The 26,873-nt window shown below is 42.9% G+C and carries 26 protein-coding genes and 1 pseudogene; 15 read left to right on the top strand and 12 right to left on the bottom strand.

Annotated features, from left to right (window positions below):
- From OH459_RS10595 to OH459_RS10560, 8 genes are all read left to right on the top strand, one after another.
- Positions 1-373: hypothetical protein (locus tag OH459_RS10595; RefSeq protein WP_269986696.1), on the top strand; the 373-nt coding region annotated here is incomplete at its 5' end.
- Positions 363-1,790 (top strand): hypothetical protein, encoded by a 1,428-nt coding sequence (locus tag OH459_RS10590; RefSeq protein ID WP_025792537.1) that lies wholly within the window; start codon positions 363-365, stop codon positions 1,788-1,790. The genes OH459_RS10595 and OH459_RS10590, both read left to right, overlap by 11 nt.
- A gap of 13 nt (positions 1,791-1,803) precedes the next feature.
- Positions 1,804-2,727, top strand: coding sequence for a hypothetical protein (locus tag OH459_RS10585; protein ID WP_069535578.1), 924 nt, complete (start codon positions 1,804-1,806; stop codon positions 2,725-2,727).
- Between the two features lie 6 nt (positions 2,728-2,733).
- Positions 2,734-3,642, top strand: coding sequence for an NAD-dependent epimerase/dehydratase family protein (locus OH459_RS10580; protein ID WP_049534474.1), 909 nt, complete (start codon positions 2,734-2,736; stop codon positions 3,640-3,642).
- Positions 3,643-3,656: 14 nt separating this feature from the next.
- The gene (locus tag OH459_RS10575; RefSeq protein WP_025792543.1) at positions 3,657-4,205 is read left to right on the top strand and encodes a sugar transferase; all 549 of its coding nucleotides are present in this window, start codon (positions 3,657-3,659) and stop codon (positions 4,203-4,205) included.
- A 153-nt stretch (positions 4,206-4,358) separates the two neighbouring features.
- Positions 4,359-6,308 carry a polysaccharide biosynthesis protein gene (locus OH459_RS10570; protein WP_172580335.1) on the top strand — a complete coding sequence of 650 codons (1,950 nt, stop codon included), beginning with the start codon at positions 4,359-4,361 and terminating at the stop codon, positions 6,306-6,308.
- Between the two features lie 157 nt (positions 6,309-6,465).
- Positions 6,466-7,632 (top strand): nucleotide sugar dehydrogenase, encoded by a 1,167-nt coding sequence (locus OH459_RS10565; protein ID WP_269986687.1) that lies wholly within the window; start codon positions 6,466-6,468, stop codon positions 7,630-7,632.
- A gap of 68 nt (positions 7,633-7,700) precedes the next feature.
- The gene (locus tag OH459_RS10560; RefSeq protein ID WP_049534478.1) at positions 7,701-8,705 is read left to right on the top strand and encodes an NAD-dependent epimerase; all 1,005 of its coding nucleotides are present in this window, start codon (positions 7,701-7,703) and stop codon (positions 8,703-8,705) included.
- A gap of 29 nt (positions 8,706-8,734) precedes the next feature.
- Here the strand turns inward: OH459_RS10560 and OH459_RS10555 are convergent, their stop codons facing one another.
- Positions 8,735-10,084, bottom strand: a complete 1,350-nt coding sequence (locus OH459_RS10555; RefSeq protein ID WP_269986684.1) for an MBL fold metallo-hydrolase RNA specificity domain-containing protein — start codon at positions 10,082-10,084, stop codon at positions 8,735-8,737.
- A gap of 577 nt (positions 10,085-10,661) precedes the next feature.
- Positions 10,662-11,432 carry a triose-phosphate isomerase gene (gene tpiA, locus OH459_RS10550; RefSeq protein ID WP_005428123.1) on the bottom strand — a complete coding sequence of 257 codons (771 nt, stop codon included), beginning with the start codon at positions 11,430-11,432 and terminating at the stop codon, positions 10,662-10,664.
- Positions 11,433-11,703: 271 nt separating this feature from the next.
- Between tpiA and OH459_RS10545 the strand changes: the two genes are divergently transcribed.
- The 3 genes from OH459_RS10545 (at position 11,704) to OH459_RS10535 (ending at position 13,172) form a co-directional block, all read left to right on the top strand.
- The gene (locus OH459_RS10545) at positions 11,704-12,051 is read left to right on the top strand and encodes a 5-carboxymethyl-2-hydroxymuconate Delta-isomerase (RefSeq protein WP_020195823.1); all 348 of its coding nucleotides are present in this window, start codon (positions 11,704-11,706) and stop codon (positions 12,049-12,051) included.
- Positions 12,052-12,233: 182 nt separating this feature from the next.
- Positions 12,234-12,656 carry a DUF805 domain-containing protein gene (locus OH459_RS10540; RefSeq protein WP_269986679.1) on the top strand — a complete coding sequence of 141 codons (423 nt, stop codon included), beginning with the start codon at positions 12,234-12,236 and terminating at the stop codon, positions 12,654-12,656.
- A gap of 228 nt (positions 12,657-12,884) precedes the next feature.
- Positions 12,885-13,172 carry a GIY-YIG nuclease family protein gene (locus tag OH459_RS10535; RefSeq protein WP_269986706.1) on the top strand — a complete coding sequence of 96 codons (288 nt, stop codon included), beginning with the start codon at positions 12,885-12,887 and terminating at the stop codon, positions 13,170-13,172.
- Here OH459_RS10535 and OH459_RS10530 read toward each other — a convergent pair.
- From OH459_RS10530 to glpX, 3 genes are all read right to left on the bottom strand, one after another.
- Entirely contained in the window at positions 13,169-13,513 is a 345-nt protein-coding gene (locus OH459_RS10530) for a DUF3135 domain-containing protein (RefSeq protein ID WP_009698881.1), read from the bottom strand. The two genes, OH459_RS10535 and OH459_RS10530, sit on opposite strands and share 4 nt — an antisense overlap.
- Before the next feature lie 137 nt (positions 13,514-13,650).
- The gene (locus OH459_RS10525; protein WP_050926558.1) at positions 13,651-14,265 is read right to left on the bottom strand and encodes a helix-turn-helix transcriptional regulator; all 615 of its coding nucleotides are present in this window, start codon (positions 14,263-14,265) and stop codon (positions 13,651-13,653) included.
- Between the two features lie 792 nt (positions 14,266-15,057).
- Positions 15,058-16,065 carry a class II fructose-bisphosphatase gene (glpX, locus tag OH459_RS10520; RefSeq protein ID WP_005450587.1) on the bottom strand — a complete coding sequence of 336 codons (1,008 nt, stop codon included), beginning with the start codon at positions 16,063-16,065 and terminating at the stop codon, positions 15,058-15,060.
- Positions 16,066-16,412: 347 nt separating this feature from the next.
- On the opposite strand from glpX, the gene zapB reads away from it, so the two are divergent.
- A complete protein-coding gene (gene zapB / locus OH459_RS10515; protein ID WP_005450586.1) occupies positions 16,413-16,655 on the top strand; it encodes a cell division protein ZapB in 243 nt (80 codons plus the stop codon).
- 96 nt (positions 16,656-16,751) lie between these two features.
- Here zapB and rraA read toward each other — a convergent pair whose 3' ends face one another.
- The 7 genes and pseudogenes from rraA to priA form a co-directional block, all read right to left on the bottom strand.
- Positions 16,752-17,279 (bottom strand): ribonuclease E activity regulator RraA, encoded by a 528-nt coding sequence (rraA, locus tag OH459_RS10510; protein WP_005450585.1) that lies wholly within the window; start codon positions 17,277-17,279, stop codon positions 16,752-16,754.
- Between the two features lie 75 nt (positions 17,280-17,354).
- Positions 17,355-18,272, bottom strand: coding sequence for a 1,4-dihydroxy-2-naphthoate polyprenyltransferase (locus OH459_RS10505; protein WP_005450584.1), 918 nt, complete (start codon positions 18,270-18,272; stop codon positions 17,355-17,357).
- Positions 18,273-18,569: 297 nt separating this feature from the next.
- Positions 18,570-19,901 carry an HslU--HslV peptidase ATPase subunit gene (gene hslU / locus OH459_RS10500; RefSeq protein ID WP_009698879.1) on the bottom strand — a complete coding sequence of 444 codons (1,332 nt, stop codon included), beginning with the start codon at positions 19,899-19,901 and terminating at the stop codon, positions 18,570-18,572.
- A 29-nt stretch (positions 19,902-19,930) separates the two neighbouring features.
- Positions 19,931-20,482, bottom strand: a complete 552-nt coding sequence (gene hslV / locus OH459_RS10495) for an ATP-dependent protease subunit HslV (RefSeq protein ID WP_009698878.1) — start codon at positions 20,480-20,482, stop codon at positions 19,931-19,933.
- Positions 20,483-20,805: 323 nt separating this feature from the next.
- Positions 20,806-21,351, bottom strand: coding sequence for an SPOR domain-containing protein (locus tag OH459_RS10490; RefSeq protein ID WP_269986674.1), 546 nt, complete (start codon positions 21,349-21,351; stop codon positions 20,806-20,808).
- A gap of 165 nt (positions 21,352-21,516) precedes the next feature.
- Positions 21,517-22,527, bottom strand: a pseudogene (cytR, locus tag OH459_RS10485) (DNA-binding transcriptional regulator CytR); the annotation flags it as partial.
- Positions 22,528-22,730: 203 nt separating this feature from the next.
- Complete coding sequence (gene priA / locus OH459_RS10480) at positions 22,731-24,932, bottom strand: primosomal protein N' (protein ID WP_269986672.1); 2,202 nt, start codon at positions 24,930-24,932, stop codon at positions 22,731-22,733.
- A 296-nt stretch (positions 24,933-25,228) separates the two neighbouring features.
- Here priA and rpmE point away from each other — a divergent pair, with 296 nt between their 5' ends.
- The 3 genes from rpmE to rplC all read left to right on the top strand — a co-directional run bounded on the left by rpmE (position 25,229) and on the right by rplC (position 26,862).
- A complete protein-coding gene (gene rpmE / locus OH459_RS10475) occupies positions 25,229-25,450 on the top strand; it encodes a 50S ribosomal protein L31 (protein WP_005450576.1) in 222 nt (73 codons plus the stop codon).
- Between the two features lie 456 nt (positions 25,451-25,906).
- Entirely contained in the window at positions 25,907-26,218 is a 312-nt protein-coding gene (gene rpsJ, locus OH459_RS10470) for a 30S ribosomal protein S10 (RefSeq protein WP_004410492.1), read from the top strand.
- 14 nt (positions 26,219-26,232) lie between these two features.
- Positions 26,233-26,862, top strand: a complete 630-nt coding sequence (gene rplC, locus OH459_RS10465) for a 50S ribosomal protein L3 (protein ID WP_005435072.1) — start codon at positions 26,233-26,235, stop codon at positions 26,860-26,862.
- Positions 26,863-26,873 lie beyond the last annotated feature (11 nt).

Here is a 26,873-nt window from a genome sequence, read left to right as displayed (position 1 = left end):
GAAAATGTTGTTTTTTACTTTCTTAAAAATAGGAAGATTTCATTTTTTAAATGCTCTTTTTTCCGATAAGACTATAGTTATAGATGAAGGGGTCTCTCACCTTCCCTTTAATTTAATGCTGACGGAAGAGAATGATATAAAAACAATGTTGTCTTTTTTTCCTAAAAGCTTTTATTTTGTTGAGGTTTGGCTTTTTAAAGAAAAAGAACATGTTCTTTTATGGAGACTAAGAAATAGAGGGCATAAAAAGGTTCTTAAAGATAGTGATATGATTCCTTTCGTTAAGAATAATCTAAAGATATCCTCTGTAGTTAAAGTTCACTATGAGAACAGTTTTTGCCATTATAAAGAGATTGTAAGTTATGAAGAGTAATTTATTGTTGAATGTTTTACTGAAGGCTGAGGAAGCTGATGTTGAGTATGTTAGCTGGAAAAATAATCATGAAATTGAACTTTGCTTAAAAGGGGGGTCAGACCTAGACCTTTTAGTTAACCCTAATGACGAAGCTAAGTTTATATCAATAATATTAGAAAGTGGATTTGTTGAAGCAAAAAATAAAAATATTACATATCCCAACGTTTATCACTTTTATTCTTACTGTTCTAACCTTAACGTATTCTTCCACATACACCTGTATACTAAAATGATAACGGGTGAAAGTCATACAAAAGGCTATCACTTTCCTATAGAGCAAACATTAATTAAACGTAGAGTAAAATCTGAAGAAGGTGTGTTTTTACTTTCAAGCATTGATCAGAAAAAAGTCTTTTTGCTTCGTCATGCCATTAAAGTATCCTCTTTACCAAGTCTTTTTTTATATCTAAAAGAAAAAGAGTCTTATAAGTTGGAGTATGAAAGTATCTCGAAATGTGAGTTTTCTAATGAATCAGAACTTAACAATTCTATTTTGGATTCTTTCGATTACGCTAATTTAGAAAGAGACTTTAAGTTAAATCGTGTTGCTCCTTTCTTTAAGGTTAAATGGAAGTTAGGTGGATTTTCTCGATTAAGTGCTGTCGAGGCTTTATTTACAAGGTACTCTCAGATAATTTATCGAGTTTTAAATAAAACATTCTTTAGGCAGAAGAAAGTTCTTGGAAGTGTTGGTAAAGTTGTAGCGATTACTGGTCTGGATGGAGCAGGAAAAAGTACTACAGTTAACTATGTTTCAAAAAAATATGGTAAATACTTCGATGTTCGCACGATCCACGTAGGTGTACCAAAACCAACAATAATAACAGTCCCTTTTAGGCTTTTACTAAAGTTAAAAAAACTTGCTCAAAAAAACAAACTATCAGTTCAAGAAAAAAAGGAAAATCCACCTGTTCAAAGCGTTCTGGTCGCTCTTCGATATTGCATCTTAGCTTATGAGCGTTTTTCCGCGATAAAAAAAGCAAGGCGTTATGCGGATAGAGGTTATTTAGTTGTCCTAGATCGCTATCCTTCACTGAATATGGGGGTCATGGATAGCAGGAGAATTGTGATCGATGATAAATCCTCATACTTAATAAAGAAACTTGCTAAAACGGAAGACTACTTTTACTCCAGTTGTTCTCTGCCTGACTTACTTATGAATCTGGTTGTTCCTGTTGACGTTTCTATTGAACGAAACCAGAATAGGGTTAAGTTAGATAAAGAGACTGATGAAGAAATTATTGAACGTTATCGTAAAAATAGCAACTTAAAATATAATGCTTATACTTTTAAGGAAGTAAATATGAACAGAAATATTGATGAGTGCATGTCAGATATAATATCTCAAATACATAAAATGTATAACCATAGATAAGGCTTGGAAAATAGTGAGTTTTTTCTTAATTAACGATAAAAGTTCATACAATAATAAGTATAGAAGTGGGATAATCGATGAGCTATCAGCGAGAAATATTAATGTAGTAAGCTATGGTTTGTTTGATAGCTTTATAGGTTTTTTGAAAGTCGCTTTTTTTCTTCTTTTTAGTGGTAAGGCATATATTTCATCAAATATGAAGTGCAACTTGCTTTGCTTAATTGTATTTTGGAGCAAAGGTACAATCATAGTTAATGGATTAGGTAGATATAAATATAACTTTTACTTCAGATGGTTTTTTTCTTGTCTACTTTTTATTAATCGAAAAAGAAAAAAGGTTGTTTTTCAAAATTATTCAGATTATCGATTCTTCAAACTGAAATTAAAATTGCAGTTTTTCTGGATTCCTGGTTCTGGTGGTAGCGTAAGAAAAGTAGGATTTAGCGATGACATTTTAATAATTTCTCGCGATGACAAGCTTTTATCTGTGTATAACTCTATTTTTGATTTTTCTAAGATTGTAAAAAATGATAGTAATATTTTATTTATAGGTTGTAATGGAAAGGCAGTAGACAAGTGTTTTGAAAATGATAGGTTGATTGGTCTTGGTATTGTTCCGCAATGTGAATTATTCACTAAGTCACATAAATTTTTTCAACCTAGAGGATATGGAGAAGGAGTACCACATTCATTAGTTGATGCTATTTGCTCAGGTATGGAAGTATATTTAAGTAAGAAAGATTTTATTAGTTTTGGTCTTTATTGCTTAGGGTTTAGGTTTAAATTATTAAGTAATGGCATAGGTAAGCTATCTTATTCATATGATCAATCTAATCTGTTATTGCAGAAGAAAATTAGTTGTGATTATATAGAACTGGCACTAGAACATCGAAACTTGAATTCAAACAAAAATCAAATTAACACCTATAATGGTTAATATTTTATGTCTATTCTTATTACCGGCAGTAGTGGCTTTATTGGCAAACACTTAAGAACACATCCTTCCGTCATGGTTCACGTAACTCGAGGGCAAAGTGATTTTAAAAGAGAGGGGCTTTTTAATTATATAATAAATGAACTATCTGGTAGTACTCAGTGGGATAGTGCATTTAAGGGTGTTGATGCTGTTATACATTTAGCCGGTATTGCTCACTCAAGAAAGTGCGGTTTAGCTGATTTAAACACTATTAATGTCGATGCGACACTACAATTAGCAAATAGCGCGGTAAAATCTGGTGTGAAGCGGTTTGTATTTGTTAGTTCCATTGGTGTAAATGGGGGCGGGTCACAATTGGAGCCTTTTTCTCCTAGCTCTCCTCCAAACCCTCACAGTGATTATGCTAAATCAAAGTTTGCTTGCGAGATAGGTTTGAATGAGATTGCGAAACAAACAGGATTAGAAGTCGTGATTGTCCGACCAACGTTGGTCTATGGTCCTAATGCTCCTGGTAATTTTGGTATGCTAACGAAGCTAGTCAATAGTATCCCCTTTCTGCCATTTGGCTTAGCTAATAATCGTAGAGATTTTATATCAGTCGGTAATCTGGTTGATCTCTTAATTGTGTGTGCCAAACACAAAAATGCACCCGGAAATATATTTTTAGCAAGTGAGAACAATACCGTCTCAACAAGAGATTTTGTTAACGCTATTGCAGCCGGACAAGGTAGAAAAGTGTTTCAAATTCCAATCCCAGTTAGTTTTATGCGCCTTGTAGGTCTCGTGATTGGAAAGTCAGCAATGATTGAACAATTGTTTGGAAACTTAGAGGTCGATTCCTCTAATCTGAAAGATATATTAAACTGGACTCCTCCATATTCTATGAAGGAGTCCATGGCCATGTTACGTAAATAGGAACTAAATAAGCAATGATTCGTTTTATTGATTTTTTTGCAGCTTTTTTGGGGTTGCTTTTTTTATGGCCGGTACTTCTTATCGTTATCATTATTGGTTTGTTTGACACAGGATCCCCGATTTTTGTGCAAGAGCGCGTTGGGCGCAATAAAAAACCATTTAAGTTGGTTAAGTTTCGTACGATGTCGGTAGATACTCAATCGGTAGCGAGTCATTTAGCGAGTAACTCATCTATTACTAAGCTTGGTTCTTTTCTGCGTAAGACAAAGATTGATGAATTACCGCAACTCATTAATGTTTTGAAAGGGGAAATGAGTCTCGTGGGACCTCGTCCAAACTTGTTTAACCAGCACGAACTGATCATTGAGCGCGACGCGCTTGGTGTTTATGATGTGTTACCGGGGATCACTGGACTAGCTCAAGTCCAAAATATCGATATGTCTACACCAAGTTTATTAGCAAAAACTGATAAAGAAATGATCGATACGTTAACATTGAAAGATTACTTTAAGTACATAATGATGACAGCAACAGGAAGTGGTTCTGGTGATGCTGTAAAGTAGAAAGTACTCTGGTGGAGCGGCAATAGTCGCTCTTTCGCATTTTATTGCATTTGTCTTTCACAAAGTCGTATCGGCATCTATTCCGTTGAGAGTTCTGTTTTCGTGTTAAACTAAAGCATGCAATCTCCAATAAAACCACGTACAAGAATTATTATGCAACGTCTACAATTTATATGGCAACTTTCGCGGACTAACAAAAGAATTGTCAGTGTTCTGATTGATATTATGTTGATCTTCATGGCTTTTCATTTGGCAATCTTAGTTCGTTCTGGAGAAACCAATTATTTCACTTATCCTGCTGTCTGGGGGATTCAAATTGCAGTGACAATAGTCACCATTGCTGTATTTGCTCGATTAGGGCTCTATAGAGCAGTTCTCCGTTATCTCACTTTTCAAGCTTTATTTGTCGTGACTGCCGGGGCTGTAATTTCTGCCACACTTTTAGCCGCCCTTAGCTTCTACATGAGTGACCCGTTTCCTAGAACTGTTCCTATCATCTATGGTGCATTTCTTGCTCTTTTCTGTGGGGGGCCCCGTGTTATCGTTCGATCTTTGATTGCTCAAAGCTATTCAACGCAGAGTAAAGAGGTTCTCATTTATGGTGCAGGATCTGGCGGTCGACAATTGGCGATGGCATTAAGAAGTAGTAGATATTACCGCGTAAGAGCATTTATTGATGGTGACTCAACTCTTTGCAATACTATGATCTTAGGGTTGCCTGTTATTGCTATTGAAGATGCAATGCCCCTCATAAATAAATATGATATTTCTCAAGTCTTACTCGCAGTGCCAAGTGCTAAACGTTCACGTCGTAAGGTGATTCTGGACGAATTAGCTAAGTTACCTGTTGAAGTACTCACGGTCCCTGATATGACAGATATTGTGTCAGGTAAAGCTAAAATTGATGAGCTTAAGGACGTCGCGATTGAGGATTTACTTGGGCGAGATCCAGTAGCGCCTCAACAAGTGTTGCTAGAAGCGAATATCAAAGACAAAGTGGTTATGGTGACAGGTGCTGGTGGTTCTATTGGCTCTGAGTTGTGTCGTCAAATTGTGGAGCAGTCGCCTAAGTCTATTATTTTATTTGAGTTGTCTGAATTTGGTCTGTATCAGATTGATCGCGAACTAAATCAACTTAAAATTGAAAAAGGGCTAACTTGTGACATTATTCCTTTGTTGGGCTCTGTTCAGCGTCAACATCGTCTAGAAACGACAATGTCTTCTTTTAAAGTTCAAACGGTATATCACGCAGCAGCATATAAACACGTTCCATTAGTCGAATTTAACGTAATTGAGGGTGTGCGTAATAATATCTATGGGACTTATTATACTGCGTGCGCGGCGATTAAAGCCGGTGTTGAATCATTTGTATTAATCTCTACAGATAAAGCCGTTCGCCCTACTAACGTAATGGGTACAACCAAACGAATGGCGGAACTTGGTCTGCAGGCTCTTGCTGATCAAGAAAATGCAAAACCAAATGGCACTCGATTTTGTATGGTACGATTTGGTAATGTTCTCGGCTCTTCAGGCTCCGTGATTCCTGTGTTTAAAAAGCAAATCGCATCAGGCGGACCAGTAACCGTGACTCACCCAGAGATCACTCGTTTCTTCATGACCATTCCTGAAGCTGCACAGCTAGTTATTCAAGCTGGAGCAATGGGCAAAGGAGGCGATGTATTTGTTTTAGACATGGGTGAGTCAGTAAAAATTACAGACTTAGCATGTAATCTCATTCAACTCTCCGGTCTTGAAGTTAAATCCGAAGCTAATCCTCATGGTGATATTGAGATTCAATTCTCAGGACTTCGTCCTGGTGAAAAGCTTTATGAAGAACTACTCATTGGTGACAATGTAAAGCAGACGGCGCATGAACGAATCATGACGGCTCATGAGGTGCATCTACCTCTGGAAGAATACGACCTATTGTTGAATGAACTTGATTTTGCCTGTCATAGTATGGATCACGAAAACATTCGTACATTACTATTGAGTGCTCCAACAGGCTTTAATCCTACAGATGGTATTGGCGACTTAGTTTGGAACCATAACCAATCAGAAGTTGATTATTCAGACTCTATAAAATTTATGAGTCAATCTTGAACTCTGAACTTAGGTAAGTTTTTTGAACAATTAAATAGAATTTAAGGGCAGCCGAGTTCCTTCTGTTAGGTTATTCTACTTGTTGTGGAAGTCGTTGTCCTCGCTCATTTTTTTGCATTTTGGTATCCTCTGCCAAAAATAAATGAAGGATTAATCCATGAAAATCGCAGTTGCTGGGACTGGCTATGTAGGGCTTTCTAACGCTATGTTGTTAGCCCAGAATCACGAGGTGGTCGCACTAGACATCATTTCTGAGAAGGTTGACTTACTTAACCAGCGCAAGTCGCCGATTGTTGATACTGAAATTGAACACTTTTTGGCGCACAAAGAGTTAAATTTTGTTGCGACTACGGATAAGGAAAAGGCTTATTTATGTGCAGATTATGTTGTGATTGCAACGCCTACTGATTATGACCCACAAACTAATTACTTTAATACATCTTCTGTTGAAGCCGTGATTAAAGATGTTATGACAATTAACCCTGAAGCAGTTATGGTGATTAAGTCAACTGTTCCTGTTGGCTATACCGCTCGAATCAAAGAAGAGTTGGGATGTGAAAATGTCATCTTCTCCCCAGAGTTCTTACGAGAGGGCAAAGCGCTTTACGATAACCTTCACCCTTCACGTATCATTGTTGGTGAACGCAGCGAACGTGCCAAAGTATTTGCTCGCTTGCTGGTCGAGGGGGCTGTAAAAGAAGACATCCAAGTCTTATTTACAGACTCGACAGAAGCTGAGGCAGTGAAACTTTTCTCCAACACCTACCTTGCTATGCGTGTAGCATACTTTAATGAGCTGGATTCTTACGCAGAAGCTCACGGTTTAGATACTCGTCAGATCATTGAAGGCGTTGGTTTAGATCCTCGCATTGGTAATCATTACAACAACCCATCTTTCGGCTACGGCGGCTACTGTTTACCAAAAGATACCAAACAGCTTTTAGCAAACTACCAAGAAGTTCCGAACAATATTATTGGTGCTATCGTTGATGCTAACCGTACACGAAAAGACTTTATTGCAGATTCGATCATTAAACGCCAGCCAAAAGTCGTAGGTGTATATCGTTTGATCATGAAAGCTGGCTCAGACAACTTCCGTGCGTCTTCAATTCAAGGCATTATGAAGCGTATTAAGGCAAAGGGTATAGAAGTTGTCGTTTATGAACCTGTGCTTCAAGATGCTGAGTTTTTCCATTCACGTGTTGTGAAAGATCTGAATGAATTCAAAAAATGTTCGGATGTGATTGTCTCTAACCGCATGGTCGAAGAGTTAGCGGACGTAGCTGAAAAAGTTTATACACGCGATCTATTTGGTAGTGACTAACCTCACACTTGATTAAGTTAAGCCAGTCTTATTTGACTGGCTTTTGTTTCTTTAGGAATTGGTTAATTATGAAATACTTAGTAACTGGTGCTGCTGGTTTTATTGGTAGTGCAACAGCAGAGAAGCTTAATGCTGCAGGGCATGAAGTTGTGGGTATCGATAATCTAAATGATTACTACGATGTGAATTTAAAACATGCTCGACTCGCTCGTATTGAACATCCACTGTTCAAATTTGAAAGTGTAGATATCGCGGATCGCGAAGCGATGGAGAAGCTGTTTGCAATTGAGAAGTTTGATCGCGTTATCCACTTGGCTGCCCAAGCTGGGGTACGTTATTCACTAGAAAACCCACACGCTTATGCGGACTCAAACTTAGTTGGGCATCTAAATATTCTTGAAGGATGCCGTCAAAACAAAGTCAGCCATCTAGTATATGCATCTTCGAGCTCTGTGTATGGGCTTAATGCAAAAGTTCCTTTTGCCACTTCAGATAGTGTTGATCATCCAGTATCACTTTATGCAGCAACGAAAAAGTCTAACGAGTTAATGGCTCATAGCTATTCTCATCTGTATGACATCCCAACAACAGGTTTGCGCTTTTTCACTGTGTACGGCTCTTGGGGGCGTCCGGACATGGCCCCATTTATTTTCACTAAGAAAATTCTTGATGGCGATACCATTGATATCAACAACAACGGTGATATGTGGAGAGACTTTACCCATGTAGATGATATTGTTGAAGGTGTAGTCCGTATTGCAGACGTCTTGCCAGCTCGAAATGAAAGCTGGACTGTAGAATCTGGAACTCCAGCAAGCAGTTCTGCTCCATATTCGGTTTATAACATTGGTCATGGCTCTCCTATCAACTTGATGGACTTCGTTAAAGCGATTGAAGATGAGCTTGGTATTGAAGCGAAGAAAAACTTCCGTGAAATGCAGCCAGGGGATGTTTATCAAACTTATGCTGATACAGAAGATCTATTTATCGCTACTGGTTACAAACCAAGAGTAACAGTTAAAGAAGGCGTTGCAGAGTTTGTTTCTTGGTATAAAGAGTTTTATAACAAGTAGTAAATAAAGGGGTGAGAGCCCCTTTATTGTCAATAAACCACCTCAATTCCCTCTGCTTCCAATTTCTCTCCTAACTCTTTTTTCGCTTCTTTCTCTCCATGTATCAAATGCACGGCTTTTGGTTGTGCTGGAATACCAGTAACAAACTTCAATAAATCGCTTTGGTCTGCATGTGCAGAATATCCAGAGATGGTATGGATCTGTGCGTTGGCTTCGATTGGTTGGTTATCGATATCCACCGTGTGGCTGCCTGATTGGATTTCTCGCCCTAAGGTTCCTTGTGCTTGATAGCCCGCAAACAACACATCATTTCTTTTGTCTGGTAAGAGTGCTTTTAAGTAATTGACGATTCTTCCTCCTTCGCACATACCGGATGCCGCGACGACAATCGCAGGCTCATCGGTGGAGGCTAGTCGATTCACTAATGCTTGATGTTCTCGATGGTTTTCTACAGTAATGCATTGTTCAAAAGCGAGGGGATGACGATGATTGTTGAGCTTTTGTTTTGCTTCTTTTCCCCACAGTTTTTTGAAACGGCGGTAGGTCTTCGTGACTCTTTTCGCAAGCGGTGAGTCTAGGATAATTGGCAAAGAAGACGACAAGTCGCGTTGGTGAATCAGCTGTTCAATATCGAATAACAGTTCCTGTGTACGTCCTACGCTGAAAGCTGGGATCAGAATAACACCACCGTCTTGCAGTGCGTGATCGATAATGGCGTTCAAGCGCTCAGTTCGAGTGGCAATGTCTTCATGCTCTTTGTTGCCGTATGTGGACTCGATGAACAGATGGTCGGCACGCTTTGGCGGCTTTGGATCGGGTAAGAGAGGGGTATTGGACGGACCTAGATCGCCGGAAAACACGATGATTTCATTATTGGGGAGTTTGAATTCCACGTAAGCGGAACCAAGAATGTGCCCTGCTGGTTGAAAGCGCAGGTAACATTGTTTACCAAGTGGCAGCCATTGTTGGTAGTCATGAGGTCTCAGCTGTTTTTTAATAACGTTGAGGACTTGTTGACGCTGGTGGAAGTTCAAACCCAGTTGCAGCTTTAATCCATCTTCTAGCATGAGCGGTACTAGTTCGGCTGTTGCTTTGGTGCAGTAGATGGGGCCTTTAAATCCAGCAGCCAGTAACCAAGGTAGGCGTCCAATATGGTCGATATGAGCATGAGTCAGGACTAATGCTTTGACGTGTTTAACCGGAAACTCAATATCCAATGATGCCCTGCGGTTGCCAAAATGGATGTCTTTGCCTTGGAAGAGTCCGCAATCGATCAAGATGCTGCCGTGTGGCAGTTTCAATTCATGACAAGAGCCAGTGACGGTATGTTTCCCACCATGGTGAATCACACTGGCGATGTCTGATATTGGTGCTGTCATGTCGATTGCTCCTCCTTGAACAAGCATAGGTCAATACTAAATCTGAGGGCAGGGTAAGTGAATAGAGTTCGTTGGTTGGATGGAATTGAGTGGGAATAATCGGAAGGGCGATTAGGTTCTTTGTTTTGATGTAAGGCGCTTTTCGTTACTTAACTTTGGGTTTGATACATGCGGTTAGTAGATTCCTGATGTCGCTTAGGCTCCTTGGAATGACGGGATTCTTATAGGTTATGTCTGTTGTTTTGTTGGTTTGATTTGGGTGCGTGCGGTTAGTAGATTCCTGATGTCGCTTAGGCTCCTCGGAATGACGGGATTCTCATAGGTTATGTCTGTTGTTTTGTTGGTTTGATTTGGGTGCGTGCGGTTAGTAGATTCCTGATGTCGCTTAAGCTCCTCGGAATGACGGGAGTCTTATAGGTTATGTCTGTTGTTTTGCTGGTTTGATTTGGGGGTGTGCGGAGGGTAGATTCCTGATGTCGCTTAGGCTCCTCGGAATGACAAAACTCATTAGATCGTAGGCAAACAAAAAGGGATGCGTGATGCATCCCTTTGTTATTTCTGCTTAATAAAAGCGAAATTAAGCTTTAGCTGCTGCCGCTGCTTTAGCGATAGCTACGAAGCTCTTAGCGTCTAGAGAAGCGCCGCCAACTAGAGCACCGTCGATGTCTGGTTGTGAGAAGTAAGCTTCAGCGTTTTCTGGCTTAACAGAACCGCCGTATTGGATGATTACTTGTGCTGCAACTGCTTCGTCTTTCGCTGCGATTAGTGCGCGGATAGAAGCGTGGATGCGTTGTGCATCTTCAGCTGTTGCTGCTTTACCAGTACCGATAGCCCAGATTGGTTCGTAAGCGATGATTGCGCCGTTTAGAGCTTCAACACCGTAAGTGTCGATAACTGCGTTGATTTGACGTGCACATACAGCTTCAGTTTCGCCAGCTTCGTTTTGAGCTTCAGATTCACCGATACAGAAAACAGGCGTTAGACCGTTTTCTTTTAGGAAGTTGAATTTCTTAGCGATGAACTCGTCAGATTCGTTGTGGTATTCACGACGCTCTGAGTGACCGATGATGATGTGAGAAGCACCGAAGTCTTTCAGCATTTCTGGAGACATGTCGCCAGTGAAAGCACCGCTGTTGTTTAGGTCAGTGTTTTGTGCACCTAGGATAACTTTGTTACCGCCTTCAGCGATTACGCGCTCAGCTAGATCGATGTAAAGAGCTGGTGGAGCTACTGCTACGTCAACACCTTCAACGCCTTCAAGTTCAGCGTTAATACCAGTTAGCAGCTCAGTTACCATTGCTTTGCTACCGTTTAGTTTCCAGTTACCCATCACTACAGGACGACGCATAGGAATATCTCCCTTATCTTTAATGTAAATAGTCTATTAATGTAAAAAATCTACGTAGGAATATAACAGAATAATGTGAACAGATCATGATTGGCGTCATGTCTTATTCGGCTTTCTTCATCTGGTCGGTGCTGCATTAGTTCTGTTATTTTTGTCAAAAGCAATCGATTGGTGATCGCGTAGACAGAATGATAGTCCATTCCTCGGAAAATGCGCCTTAGATTGGTATTACTGTGGGTTAAAAGTTCGCCGTAATAAGAAAGGAATCAAAATGCCAAACTTAGTTTTAGAATATTCCAACTCAGTCGATGAGCGTGTAAATGTCCAGGGATTACTAGAAGATCTACACAAAGTCACCTTGGAGAGTGGTTTGTTCGAGCTTGCGTCCGTCAAATCACGTGCGCTTCGTTGCCACAATTGGTTGGTGGGAGAAGAGGGCGATAGTGTTGATTTTATTCACATCAACTTTGATTTGTTGGCAGGTAGAAATGCAGAACAAAAACGCGAATTATCAAGAGCACTGATGGTTGTTTTACAGGAACAAGCGAGTCATGTTCGTAGCTTAACGGTGAATGTGCGCGATATGGATATTGATTGCTTCCAGAAGGTGGTGAACTAGCTCTATTGCTCGGGTTAAAGTCCAAACTGCCTCATTTAGACATTTAGAGTCGGCAAGCTGGAGGCTCTAAATGTGCAGACCTACAGTTTGAAATCTGGTGATGTTTTCCTCTGGGGGGATGAACTTTTCAAACCATGCTGACTCGGCTAATCTATAGCCTTTCAAAATTAGGGTAAAAGTCGATGTCGATTAAAGAGTTATTGTTTTCTTTCCAAGGGCGTATAGGTCGTAAAACTTACTGGATGTGGAACATCATCTACTACATCCTAATCTTAGGTTTTGGTGCGGGCATCAGTAAGTTGTTCCCTGCATTTTCTTATATTCTTCTGCCTATCTTCTTATTGATTCTTCTGATCCCAGATTTGGCGATAACCACTAAGCGTTGGCATGACCGTAATAAGTCGATTTACTGGCTAGCGTTGAACATTCCATTGATCATTGGTCGAGTTGCCACGCCAATGACTAACCCTGCTACGCAGGACCCATCTACACCGCAAATGCTGATTGCTTCGGTCTCTCTGCTATGCGGTCTGTGGATTCTTATCGAGTGTGGTTTCTTGAAAGGTTCTGCCGGTCAGAACAAATACGGTCCTGAGCCGGAGTAAAGTTCTTAGGTCTCGAATTTGCTGGCAGTAGATTCTTAGTCTCGCTAGTGCTCGCTAGAATGACGGATTTCTGTTACTTAATAGCAAGTTAAATTAACTGTCATTCTGAACAGCGAGGGACGAGCGTGATTCAGAATCTACTCACCGAGTGCTCCGAGTTTGCAGTAAACGACCGAGCTAGTGAATTACAATGGAAAAGCAACCACAGATCATTAAGGAGAATGAACCATCGACAAGGTACCTTGCGTTTACATCCTAACTTCAAAAAATAACTCAGTTCTCTACATTGGTGTTACCTGCCAACTAGCCCAAAGAATATGGCAGCATAAAAACGGAGTCGTTGAGGGATTTACCAAGAAATATCACGTTCACAAGCTCGTTTACTTTGAGTTGTTTGAAGATATGGCAACTGCCATAAACCGAGAAAAGCAGCTTAAGCAATGGAAGCGAGAGTGGAAGTTAGATTTAGTGAGAAAAACGAATCCTGACTTTCTCGATTTATCCAACGAGTTTTAGTAAAAATCATCCCTATCTTTAAACGTTTTCAACTCAACCACATCGGCTTTTTTAGTTGGGGCGGTTTCCCCTTGTAATGCCTCTCTGAATTTCACGACCTGTTTCTGCAATTCATTCATTAATACGACATTTGTGTGGTTGGGATTTTTGCAGTTATGAATGACTCTATCTATGTGACTTTGCTGTGCCCACAGTCGAGGTTGCATCTGCTCTGAAGCACCTTCAATCATCTCTTTCGCCATATCGTGACGAAATTGCTCAAAGGCTTCGGGGTCGCGTTCTGCCATTTTTACCATTTCATCGAATGAGGGCAAAACTTGAGGTGTGTAGCTGTTCGGCATAGCCGCTCCAAATCCATTGGATGTTGCTCCTAGTTACTAAAAGCTTAATCTACATGGAGGATGAGAGCGGATGAATTGCGTCATAGTCTCATTTATAAGAGAGTATGTTCATAATAGCGGTTGGTTTGATCGAAGATTTATTGCTGGATTCGGTACACGCAGCGACGTTGACCACTGATGATGTGCTCATCTCGTTCGATTTTGGTTTCGCTACCTAAAAGTGATTGGAAGACATTGAGTTCAGATTGGCACAAACTTGGGCAGCGAGTGGCTGCTTTGCAAATAGGGCAGTGATTTTCGATGAGAATAAACCCATGTTCATCTTTCTCTAGTTCTGCCATGTAGCCTTCTTGCTCACGCAGAGTAACAAGTGTCTGTAACTTGCTTTCCAGAGAGTCGCACTGCTCAAGGTATTGCTGGTAGTTTTGTAGGGTGAGTTTCTCACGCTCAGATGTGACTTTCTCCAATCCGTCTTTACCGAAGATGTGCTCTACCGCTTCAATAAACTGAATGGTCAGTTCGCCGTGGCGATCAGCAAATTGCTCATGACCTTTTTGCGTAAGGGACCAATGACGGGTTGGGCGCCCAACTTTGACTTTCACATCATGGATCGACAGGATGCCGTCATCTTCTAAACCTTGCAGATGCTGACGCGCACCCATGGTTGTCATACCCAGTTCAGAAGAGAGTTGTTTCGCAGTGACAGAGCCATCACGCTTAACGATTTGCAAAATCCTATCTACGGTCTTCATATACCCACCATCTATACATCAGTACATATTATGCTCGATAGGGTTAGTAAAGAAAAGTGTTGACTTAATTTGTGTGTGGATTTGTTGGGTATATGTCGTCATTCTAAACAACAAGGAACAAGTGTGATTCAGAATCTATTGTCCGTTTGTGCTGTGATTTAAGGTGAATGAAGAAGAGTTTGGGGGCACTGTTACTAGATCCTTAGTCTCGCTTGAGCTCGCTAGGATGACGAACTCTTTTGGTTTATGGCTTGTTAAAGTAATTATCATTCTGAACATCGAGGAACGGGCATGACGCAGAATCTATTGTCCGTTTGTGCTGTGATTTAAGGTGAATGAGGAAGAGTTTGGGGGCGCTGTTACTCGATCCTTAGTCTCGCTTGGACTCGCTAGGATGACGAACTCTTTTGGTTTATAGCTTGTTAAAGTAATCGTCATTCTGAACAACGAGGAACGAGTGTGATTCAGAATCTATTATCCGTTTGTGCTGTGATTTAAGGTGAATGAAGAAGAGTTTGGGGGCGCTGTTACTAGATCCTTAGTCTCGCTTGAGCTCGCTAGGATGACGAACTCTTTTGGTTTGTAGCTTGTTAAAGTAATCGTCATTCTGAACAACGAGGAACGAGTGTGATTCAGAATCTATTATCCTTTGATTCTGTGGTCTGGAGGAGGAATAAAGCTTAAGAGCTTGCTGGAATTAGATTCTCAGTCTCGCGATTAAAAACGAAGTTTAAATGACTTACCAGAAAAGAAAGGCTCCAACTCAGGGGGAGTGGGAGCCTCGAATACTGCTTAAAGAATGATATCGCGCACTTCAGGGTCTTTACGCTCTAGGTAGTGCGTAGACTTGATGCGGCGAATAGTACGACAGCGACCGCGAATCAATAGGGTTTCTGTTGTTGCGATGTTACCTTGACGAGAGATTCCTTCCAGTAGATCACCTTTGGTAATACCCGTTGCAGAGAATACTACGTTGTCGCTGCGTGCCATGTCTTCCATCTTTAGAACCACGTTCGCTTGAACGCCCATCTCTTCACAGCGTTGAAGTTCAGCAGCGCCGTAGATGCGGTTTTCTTCAGTATCGCCTTTTACTTCGTGACGAGGAAGAAGACGACCATGCATGTCACCGTCTAGTGCGCGAATCACTGCTGCCGATACAACGCCTTCTGGAGCGCCGCCGATGCAGTACATCACGTCTACTTCGCTATCTGGCATACAAGTTAGGATTGAAGCGGCTACGTCACCGTCTGGCACTGCGAATACACGAACGCCCATCGCTTGCATCTCTGCGATCACTTCATCGTGACGTGGCTTAGCAAGCGTAATCACAACAAGTGTATCAAGAGTCTTGTTCAGTGCTTTAGCAACGTTTTCTAGGTTTTCTTTTAGAGGTTTACCTAAGTCGATAACGCCTTTTGCACCAGGACCAACAACCAATTTTTCCATGTACATGTCCGGCGCTTTAAGGAAGCTGCCTTTCTCACCGGCTGCTAGCACTGCTAATGCGTTAGATTGGCCCATTGCCGTCATGCGTGTGCCTTCAATCGGGTCAACGGCGATATCTACTTCATCACCACCGATGCCCACTTGTTCACCAATGTATAGCATTGGCGCATCATCGATTTCACCTTCACCAATAACGATTTCACCACTGATGTCTGTTTTGTTCAGCAAGGTGCGCATAACTTCAACAGCAGCACCGTCCGCTGCGTTTTTGTCGCCACGACCAAGCCATTTATAGCCAGCCAGAGCGGCACCTTCAGTAACACGGGAAAATGCCATTGCTAAATCGCGTTTCATGATGTCTCCAAGTAACAAGAGGGAAGAAGAATTTGCGCGGCGATTCTATCACATCGTAAGTTAAACGTTTGCCTTTTTGCTGAGCTTTTACTTTAACTAAGTTGAATTTGATCAATACTTGGGTGAGTTTTTGGCGTCGTGAGAGCAAATTGCATTGTTCAAAAATGCCTCTAGGATAAGAAAAGTCAGCGTTTAGTGAGATTGCGCTGATTTTTTAACCGAATGATGCGAAATATCGAATATAGTGAGTGTTTCTCGTCGCTACGCTGAGTAGAATGAACCTTATCGGTAAGGTGCAAGCGAACGCTCGCGCATCGTCCCAACGGAATAACAATAGGTAGGCCAAGATGTCTTTTGAAGTACTAGAACAACTAGAAGCGAAAATTCAAACTGCAGTTGACACAATCACTCTTCTTCAGATGGAAGTCGAAGAGCTGAAAGAAGATAAAGTAAAACTTGAAACAGAAGCTAACGAGCTTCGTTCTCAACGTGAAGAGCTAGAGCAAAAATCTCAGCAAGCTCAACAAGAGCACGCACAATGGCAAGAGCGCATTCGTGCACTACTTGGCAAGATGGACGAAGTGGAATAATCCACCTAAGTATCCAGAATCAAAAACACCCGCTTCGGCGGGTGTTTGCGTATTTGGCGATGTTTTTTAGCGATGTGGCTAGTTGCTAATAAAAGATTAATTTAACTCTGCTTCATCTTCGTCTTCTTCATCGAGCTCTAAGTCTACATTGAGTGGCTCAGGTGAAAGAATGATGCCTGTGCTATCGGCATAGATGTAATCTTCAGGTAGGAAGCTAACACCACCAAAGTTTACTGGTACGTCTATTTCACCAATGCCTTGATTTGCTGCCCCAACAGGAATTGAAGCGAGAGCCTGAATGCCAAGGTTCATGTCTTCCAGTTCGTCCACTTCGCGAACACAACCGTAAACCACAATCCCTTCCCATTCGTTTTCTTCTGCTAGTGTTGCGATTTCTGCATCGATTAAGGCTCTGCGTAAGGAACCGCCACCATCAATCAGCAATACTCGCCCGATACCATCTTGTTCTAACGTTTCACGGATCAGTGCGTTGTCTTCAAAACACTTAATCGTCGTCACTTGCCCGGCAAACGACGCTCGACCGCCAAAGTTACTGAACATCGGTTCAACTACATCTACCTGATCAAGATAGATATCACAGAGTGCTGAGGTATTGTATTCCATAGCGTACCTTTCTAAACAGAAACTGTTGTCTTTGAGTATATCTAGGCATTAAGTCAATGCAATGACAATCCTTTTTTAACTCATCAGAGTTTGAGCTACCACAATTGTTGCAAATAAAACGTTAGTCACCAGTGAGCACTTCACGACAACTGGCATCATAGGTGCAATTTGTGCTGGTTTCTCAGTATCCCAAACGGCTTTCCCGTGGTGGGCTACTACGTAGATGCTGAGCAAGAAGGGTAAGCTGATCCATACTGGCTTGTCTTGAATGAGCAGGTAAGCGGCAAAAGCCAGTAGCGCACCACCAAGCAAAATAAAGTGATACTGCTTGGCTTTACGTTGTCCTAGTCGAACTGCCATGGTGCGTTTGCCACATTCGCTATCATTTTCGATATCACGCATATTATTGATGTTCAGTACTGCTACCGCCAATAAACCACAGCCTAGCGCAGGTAAGAACAATGTCGCATCAACATGACCCGTGTGCAGGAAGTAAGTGCCAGATACACCAAGTAAGCCAAAGAAAAGGAATACTGATAAGTCACCTAGACCAACATAGCCGTAAGGCTTACTGCCCATGGTGTACGCAATCGCCGCAAGGATGGCAAGAATGCCTAAGCCAATAAAGGTAATGATGCTTTCAAACGAGCTCAGCGCGTAAAACACCAATGTCAGACCGGCAATGGCAGTCAGAATGATGTTGAAGATGATCGCTTTTTTCATTTGATCCGCTGTGACTGCGCCAGACTGCATCGCCCGCTGAGGACCTAAGCGATTGTCGTTATCTGTGCCTTTCACTGCGTCGCCATAATCGTTCGCAAGGTTAGATAAAATCTGCAGCAGTGTTGCTGTGACAAATGCCATCACTGCGATGGTCAGCGAGAAGTGACCAGCAGAGTATGCAAGTACGCTACCAGTTAAAATAGACACCAGTGCGAGAGGTAAAGTTTTTGGGCGAGCGGCTTCAAGCCAGATCTGCAATGATTGTTTCATGGATATTTCGTGCTAGTAACCAATGTGCCCAGTATAAGCACAAAGCGCTCGATGCGCTATTGACTTGAAACAACTCAATTAAGACTCAAAGACTTATAGAGAAGGAACACAGTTTCCATATTTGAGGCAATAAAACGGCGCTCTTTCATGAAGAGAAGAGCGATGATTAGGTCTCTAGCCACGCCTGATTTCGCTAGGATGATGAACTCTTTTGGTCTAGACCTTGTTAAAGTCCCCATCATTCTAAACGAAAAAGCCCAGAAACAAGGTTCTGGGCTTTGGCATGATAGATTACGATTAAAGAATAAAGCGACTTAGATCTTCATCTTCAATCGTATCGCCTAGGCGATCTTTCACGTAAGCCGCGTTAATCACGAACTTCGCACCTGATTGCTCTGCTGCGTCGTAAGAAATCTCATCCATCAAACGCTCCATCACAGTATGCAGACGACGTGCACCGATGTTTTCAGTGGTTTCGTTTACTGTCCATGCTGCTTCTGCGATTTGCGTGATGCCATCTTCCGTGAATTCCACATCCACGTTTTCAGTTTTCATCAGCGCAACGTACTGTTCTGTCAGAGACGCTTTTGGCTCAGTTAGGATACGTTTGAAATCGTTGCTGGTCAGTGCTTCAAGCTCAACGCGAATTGGTAGACGACCTTGCAATTCTGGGATCAGGTCAGAAGGTTTCGCTACTTGGAATGCGCCAGAAGCGACGAATAGGATGTGGTCTGTTTTCACCATACCGTGCTTCGTTGATACCGTGCTACCTTCAATAAGAGGTAATAGGTCACGCTGAACACCTTCGCGAGAAACGTCAGGGCCAGAGCTTTCACCGCGCTTACAAATCTTATCGATCTCATCGATGAATACGATGCCGTTGTTCTCTACGTTGAAGATGGCAGACTCTTTCAGCTCTTCTTGGTTCACCAGTTTCGCTGCTTCTTCTTCCGCCAATGCTTTCATCGCGTCTTTGATTTTCAGCTTGCGTTTTTTCTTGGTGTCGCCAGCAAGGTTTTGGAACATACCTTGTAGCTGGTTGGTCATTTCTTCCATACCAGGAGGAGCCATGATCTCGACTCCCATTTGCGGTGCAGCTACATCTATTTCGATTTCTTTGTCGTCTAGCTGACCTTCGCGCAGTTTCTTGCGGAAGACTTGGCGCGTGTTCGAAGTATCTTCTTTCTGCTCTGTTTGACCCCAAGCATCACGTGCTGGTGGTAGCAGGGCATCAAGAATACGCTCTTCTGCTTGCTCTTCAGCGCGGAATTTTACTTTTTCCATCGCTTGTTGGTGAGTCATCTTCACAGCAACATCGGTCAGATCGCGGATGATGGTTTCCACTTCTTTACCTACATAGCCCACTTCGGTGAACTTTGTTGCTTCGACTTTGATGAAAGGTGCGTTTGCCAGCTTAGCAAGACGACGAGCGATCTCTGTCTTACCAACGCCAGTTGGACCAATCATAAGGATATTCTTTGGCGTTACTTCGACACGCAAGCTTTCTTCAAGCTGCATACGACGCCAGCGGTTACGTAGTGCAATCGCAACCGAACGTTTTGCTTTGTCTTGACCAATAATGTGGCGGTTCAGTTCATGAACGATTTCGCGAGGAGTCATTTCAGACATATTCTTTCCTTACTTCGTTACGATTACGCTTAAGCCGTTGGCTTAGGAAGCTCTGCTGTAGATTCTAGCTCTTCTACAGTGTGATGATGGTTGGTGAATACACAGATGTCGCCAGCAATGTTCAGTGCTTTTTCTGCGATTTCTCGCGCGTCTAGATCTGTGTTTTCTAATAATGCGGTTGCTGCTGCTTGCGCGTATGCGCCGCCAGAGCCAATGGCGATAAGATCGTTTTCTGGCTGAACGACATCACCGTTACCAGTGATGATCAGTGAAGCTGTTTCATCCGCAACGGCCAGTAGTGCTTCTAGTTTGCGAAGTGCGCGGTCGCTACGCCAATCTTTTGCTAACTCAACGGCAGCCTTAGTAAGGTGACCTTGGTGCATTTGCAGCTTGCTTTCAAAGCGCTCGAATAGGGTAAAGGCATCCGCAGTACCGCCAGCAAAACCAGCAAGAACTTGGTTGTTGTATAGGCGGCGAACTTTACGTGCGTTGCCTTTCATTACGGTATTGCCTAGCGACACTTGGCCATCACCCGCGATGACGACTTTATTGTTTCGACGTACAGATACAATGGTAGTCACAGTCGACCTCTTAATTATTTCTCTTTGGATTTAATTAAGTATATGGGGTAAGGGATTCGGGGATTCAAGGGGAAGGTGTTTTTCGATTGCAGACATTACGTTTTGTCATTTTGAACAAGGAAGAGAGCAGGGTGTTTGGCGAGGGGGCTGGTTTATACGAACGAGTCGTTAAGTATATTGGGTATATAGTGAAACTGAACTGGATTCGTGGTGATGAATGATCTTGAGTCATCCCCTAGCGTGAGAATGAGCAGCCCCCTCCAATAAAAGAAAAGACCAACCGATCACTCGGTTGGTCTCTGCATTAATGTATCGAATAAGAATTAAAGATTCTCTTTCCAAATTGCACATGGCTCGATCTTCGCGCGTTGCAACTTGTGGCGGTCTTTCTCTGCGTCTCGTTTGAACTTGTATGGACCAAGAACAACACGGTACCAAGAGCTTCCGTCTTTCTTAATGACACGGCTCGTAATACCTTGGAAAGCAATCGCTAGCTTACGTTCTTCAGCTTGGCTCTGTTTTTTGTAAGCGCCACATTGCATCACATAAGGGACTTTTGATACTTCGACTTCTTTGGCAACGACTTCCACTTCACGCTTCGGTAGAGATTCCACGTATTCCCACTTTTCTTCTGGTGGGGGTGGTAACTCTTTCTTCGGCTTTGGTTTGCTGGTGATCACTGGTTCCTGTTTCGCAACGGGTTGTTTCGGTTCAGGATCATTGCTGAGTAGATATAAGCCGTAGCCAAAACCGCCCACAAGCAGGATTGCTAGTAGACCACTACGCCAAGGTTTCTTTCTGGAAGGTTGTTTTTTTGTCGACTTCTTCGGAGCGCCGCGTCCGCGTCTTACATAATCTCTATTTGCCACGGTTACTTCTGGTCATCAAGGATTCTGGCAAATATGTTAATCCAGAACGCGACGAGAAAACACCCTATTCACGTAATCTTGTTAGCTACGTACAGGATAGGCGTAAAAAAACGACGCTAGATGCGTCGCTTTCGTTTCTATTTATGTTGTGGATTCGCTTACTGATTAGCGCAAAGGTGGTGGTGCTGCACTACCACGCACAACTAATTTAGTTTCAAGCAAGCGAGAGCCTGAGTGCACATCGTGACCTTTCAGTAGCTCTAGCATCATTAACATTGCTTGGCGACCAATCTCATAACGTGGTTGAGAGATGGTGGTTAACGGTGGATCGCAGTATTGCGCGAATTGAATATCATCAAAGCCGACAACCGATAAATCCTGCGGAATACGCAGACCAAGACGTTTCGCTTCTTGGATAGCACCAATCGCCATGGTGTCGCAGTGACAGAATAGAGCGGTTGGTGGTTCAGGCAATTCGAGAAGTTTGCGTACGGCTTGAACGCCACCTTCGAAAGAGAAGTCAGCCACAATGCTGTATTGCTCTTCTTTACTAATACCAGCACGGCGAAGTGCTTGTTGGTAACCTTGTTGGCGGAACTGGCACAGCACCGCAGTATCTGGACCAGAGATCTGAGCAATACGCTTGTGACCAAGTTGCGTCAGGTAGTTCACGGCTTCAAATGCAGAGGTCAAGTTATCTATATGCACCGTTGGTAGTTCCAGCTCAGGAGCGAATTCGCACGCCATGACCATTGGTGGTAGGTTTTTCTGCTCTGGCTTGCTGACATCAAATGGTAAGTCGGTGCCCAGTAGTAACATGCCATCAGCTTGCTTGGTGAATACTAAGTTTACGAATGAGCTTTCGCGCTTTTTCTGCTGACCGCTATCGCCAAGAAGAACTAGGTAACCGTGTTCCATTGCTGCATCTTCGATACCGCGAATGATTTCAGAGAAATACGGATCGCATATGTCCGGTACGATAGTGACAATGGTCTTTGATTCATTTCTACGTAAATTACGAGCTAATGAATTTGGTGAATAACCAGCTTCAAGTACGGCATCTTCCACTCTCTTTCTTGTTGATGAAGAGACTTTTTCTGGATTCATTAATGCTCGCGATACCGTAGCAGTAGATACCCCTGCAAGCTGGGCAACATCCTTCATTGTCGCCATAGTTTTTACCCTCTTAAAATATTCGCCAAGATGACGTGAGTCATTGTTCTAATTGAAGCCTATGTGACTGATCCACTTTAGACTTTACTAATTTGAATAGTCTATTCATTTCTAAAGGGAAAGTTACGGTCTGTTTAACAAAAATTGCAATCCTAATGTGATTTGACTCACATTAGAAGGTAATTCATTACATAGTTAAACGTTTGCTAGCTGAGATCCTGTGGTTCTATGTCTAAATTCCAGCGAACTTTCTTGGCATTTGGCAACAACTCAATAGCAGGTTTTGCACTGGTTAATAACTTTTGCATCAATGAGCGATGCTGAGTTTGCAGTAACAACTGCCAACGATATTTCCCGGCACGCTTAGCTAATGGTGATGGAGTCGGTCCTAAAACCATGCAGGAACCATCAAACAATGGGTGTGACTCAAGGGTGAAGCGAACCTGACGCAAAAAGTCTTCGACCAACTCGCTTTGGTTAGCTTCCGCTTTAAATAGGGTTAAGAAGCTGTAAGGTGGAAGCTGAGCCAACTTACGTTCCTCTAATGCTGTCAGGGCAAAGTCACGATAGTCTTTCTGTAATAGAGACTGAAGTAAGCTGTGCTCAGGGTGGTGAGTCTGTAAAATCACTTCGCCAGGTTTGCTTGCACGACCAGCACGCCCCGCAACTTGAATGAACAATTGCGCCAGCCTTTCCGAAGCCCGAAAGTCACTACTATATAGAGAGCCGTCCACGTCCAGCAGCGCCACGAGCGTCACGTTCGGGAAGTGGTGACCTTTCGCCAGCATTTGCGTACCGATCAGGATTTGATATTCGCCTTTACGAATCGATTCGAGAGCATCTTCCAAGCTGCCTTTACGGCGAGTGCTGTCTCTATCAATACGAATCGCTTTGTATTCAGGAAAGAGCTTAGCAAGTTGAAGCTCCAGTTGCTCTGTCCCAACTCCAACAGTTACTAGCTGAGTGGAGCCACAACCTTGGCATTGATGAATCACGGGTTGTTGAGAGCCACAGTGGTGGCATCGGATCTCATTGCTGTACTGGTGGAAGGTATAGTAGGCATCGCAGCGCTTACACTCTGCTGTCCAACCACACTCATGACACATCAACGCAGGAGAAAAACCACGGCGGTTTAGGAACAGCATGACTTGGTTGCCAGAATCGAGGTGCTTACGCATTTCAGCGATCAGAGGGGCAGATAAGCCACTGTCTAGGTAAAGCCCTTTAACATCCAGTACCTTATTCGTTGTTGGTACCGCAGAGCCTGCTCGTTGGGTCAGCGTTAAGTGGTGATATTTACCAGAAAGTGCGTTGTGCAGTGTTTCTAAAGCAGGTGTCGCAGAACCAAGTACGATGGGTACTTGTTCTTTATGTGCTCGCATCACAGCGACATCGCGAGCGTGGTAGCGCAGGCTGTCTTGCTGTTTGTATGAAGAGTCATGCTCCTCATCGACAATAATAATGCCAAGGTCAGCAAAAGGGGTAAGCAGAGCTGAGCGTGTTCCGATAATGATGCCAGCTGCTTTGTCTCGCGCTGAAAGCCAAGCATTGAGTCGCTCAGTATCATTCAAACCAGAATGAACAACGTCCACAGGAACATTGAAGCGATGCTTAAAGCGATTGATGGTTTGCGGTGTTAAGCCGATCTCCGGCACTAAAACCAACGCTTGTTTGCCTTTCTCGAGCACTGGCTTGATCAGGTTTAAGTAGACTTCGGTTTTCCCCGAACCGGTAACGCCCTCTAATAAATAGCAGGCAAATCCGGTTTGGCTATTAACACTGGCGATTGCCAGAGCTTGTTCATGGTTAAGCTTGGGCTTCTCTACTTCACGCTCAACTTGCTCTCCCCACTTGGTGATCTCAGGTTTCTTTTCAATACGTTCAATCCAGCCTTTTTCCTCTAAAGACTTGAGCACTGAAGATGGTATTTCTTGATCACTAAACTCTTGATGTGGAATGGGACCGTCAATCAACATCTGCAGAGCACGCTGCTGTTTAACCGCGCGACCAAGCCCCTGCATAAGTTTATCTTTGCCTGAAGTGGTAATTTGCCACTCGTATAAGGTTGAGAAGTCAGCAGGTTTGCCTTTTCTTAGGGCGGCAGGCATAGCATTGTGCAAGGTGTCGCCAAGAGGATACTGATAGAACTGACTACACCAAGTAAGCAAAGAATAGAGCTTCTCTGACCAAATGGGTTGGGTGTCTAATACAGCTTTAAGTGGCTTAAGTTGCTCTTTAGGAAAGTCAGAGTGATTAACCATCGCGGTGACAATTCCAACTAAAGTTTGACGCCCAAAAGGTACAGAAACTCGCCCACCAATGATCGGAAACAGATGCCCGGGAATGGCATAATCAAACTGTTTGTCGAGAGGGACTGGCAGTGCCACTCTTGCTATGGATGGACGCATAGAATCTTTACTATATAAAAGAGGGAAGAGGGCTATAGTCTATTAAAACGCACTAAGAAATTCGAGTGATCGGTATTTAATGAGGGTAGATTCCTCTCAGTACTAAAGTACTGGTGAAAAAAGTGGCGAAAAAGTTGCCAAATGTGTTGATCCTAGCTTAGTGATTCATTACTATACTGCGCCTTGAGATATGGCTTCGGCGATTGGTCGATGCGGTATCGCACTTTTATTATTAATTACGTGTGGTGTGCGGCTTAGACTCGTATAGCGACACGGCCTACAATTGAGGTTATCCCATGAAAGCTGGTATCCACCCAGAATACAAAGCAATCACTGCTACTTGTTCTTGCGGCAACTCTTTCGAGTTCAAATCTACTCTAGCGAAGGAATCTATCCACCTAGACGTATGTGACAAGTGTCACCCATTCTACACTGGTAAGCAACGTATCGTTGATACAGGCGGCCGTGTTGATCGCTTCAACAAGCGTTTCGGTGCACTATCAAGCGGTAAGAAATAATAGCAGACGCTATTACGATTACAGTTTAAAAAAGGACGCTTCGGCGTCCTTTTTGTTTATTGGCTAGCGCAAAAGTAGGGGAGAATCGAGTGGCTAAAATTTGTTCGATTATTTTTCACTCGGCTATTGCATCCTAAAGTGTGATCTGTATAATGCAGCGCACTGGTTAAGCCAGTTGTGAACCAATGAGCAATGAGGAGCGAGTAAATCTTCGGATTTACGAGGTAATGTAGACTCAGCTTATGTTCGCGGTTAATACAATTAGCTATCTTTTCTTCGGAAAAACTATCCCCAGAGGTGACTCTGGTATGTAGGGGTAGTTAATCGAAAATTAACTGACAATGCGTCCTAATCTTGGATGCTACGGTTTCACATAAATCAATCGGCATTCTCTCGTCTTTACGAGTCTGAGTGGCGATATTGTTTGTGTAATTTTTAATATTGGAGCTCTGTCTCATGCAGAACCAACGTATCCGTATCCGCCTAAAAGCATTCGATTACAAACTAATCGACGCTTCTACAGCGGAAATCGTTGAAACAGCTAAGCGCACTGGCGCACAGGTTCGTGGTCCAATCCCACTACCAACTCGTAAAGAGCGTTTCACAGTTCTTATCTCTCCACACGTTAACAAGAAAGCACGTGACCAGTACGAAATCCGTACTCACAAGCGTCTAATCGACATCGTTGAGCCAACAGACAAAACTGTTGATGCTCTAATGCGTCTAGACCTTGCTGCGGGCGTTGACGTTCAAATTAGCCTAGGTTAAGGGAGATTAGAAGAATGATTGGTCTAATCGGTCGTAAAGTGGGCATGACCCGCGTATTTACTGAAGACGGCGTTTCTATCCCAGTAACAGTTGTTGAAGTTGAAGCAAACCGTGTTTCTCAAGTTAAAACTCTTGAGACAGATGGCTACGCTGCAATCCAGGTAACTGCTGGTTCTAAGAAAGCTAACCGCGTAAACAAAGCTGAAGCAGGTCACTTTGCTAAAGCTGGCGTTGAAGCTGGTCGTGGTCTTTGGGAATTCCGTTTGGAAAACGGTGAAGAGTTCGCAGTTGGCGCTGAGCTAACAGTTGAACTATTCAACGAAACTAAGAAAGTAGACGTTACTGGTACATCTAAGGGTAAAGGTTTCCAAGGCGCTGTTAAGCGTTGGAACTTCCGTACTCAAGATATGACTCACGGTAACTCATTGTCTCACCGTGCACCGGGTTCAATTGGCCAATGTCAAACTCCAGGTCGCGTATTTAAAGGCAAGAAAATGGCAGGTCACATGGGTGCTGAGCGTGTAACGACTCAAAACCTAGAGATCGTACGTGTTGACGCTGAGCGCAATCTGCTTCTTATTAAAGGTGCAGTACCAGGCTCAACAGGTGGCAACGTGATCGTTAAACCAGCTGTTAAAGCATAACGTCTCAGGAG

The organism is Vibrio sp. MM46 (assembly GCF_027587135.1).
In the GTDB taxonomy this organism is placed as follows: domain Bacteria; phylum Pseudomonadota; class Gammaproteobacteria; order Enterobacterales; family Vibrionaceae; genus Vibrio; species Vibrio harveyi.
The sequence above is the reverse complement of the archived record's forward strand: the minus strand, read 5'-3'. Positions and strand labels throughout refer to the sequence as shown.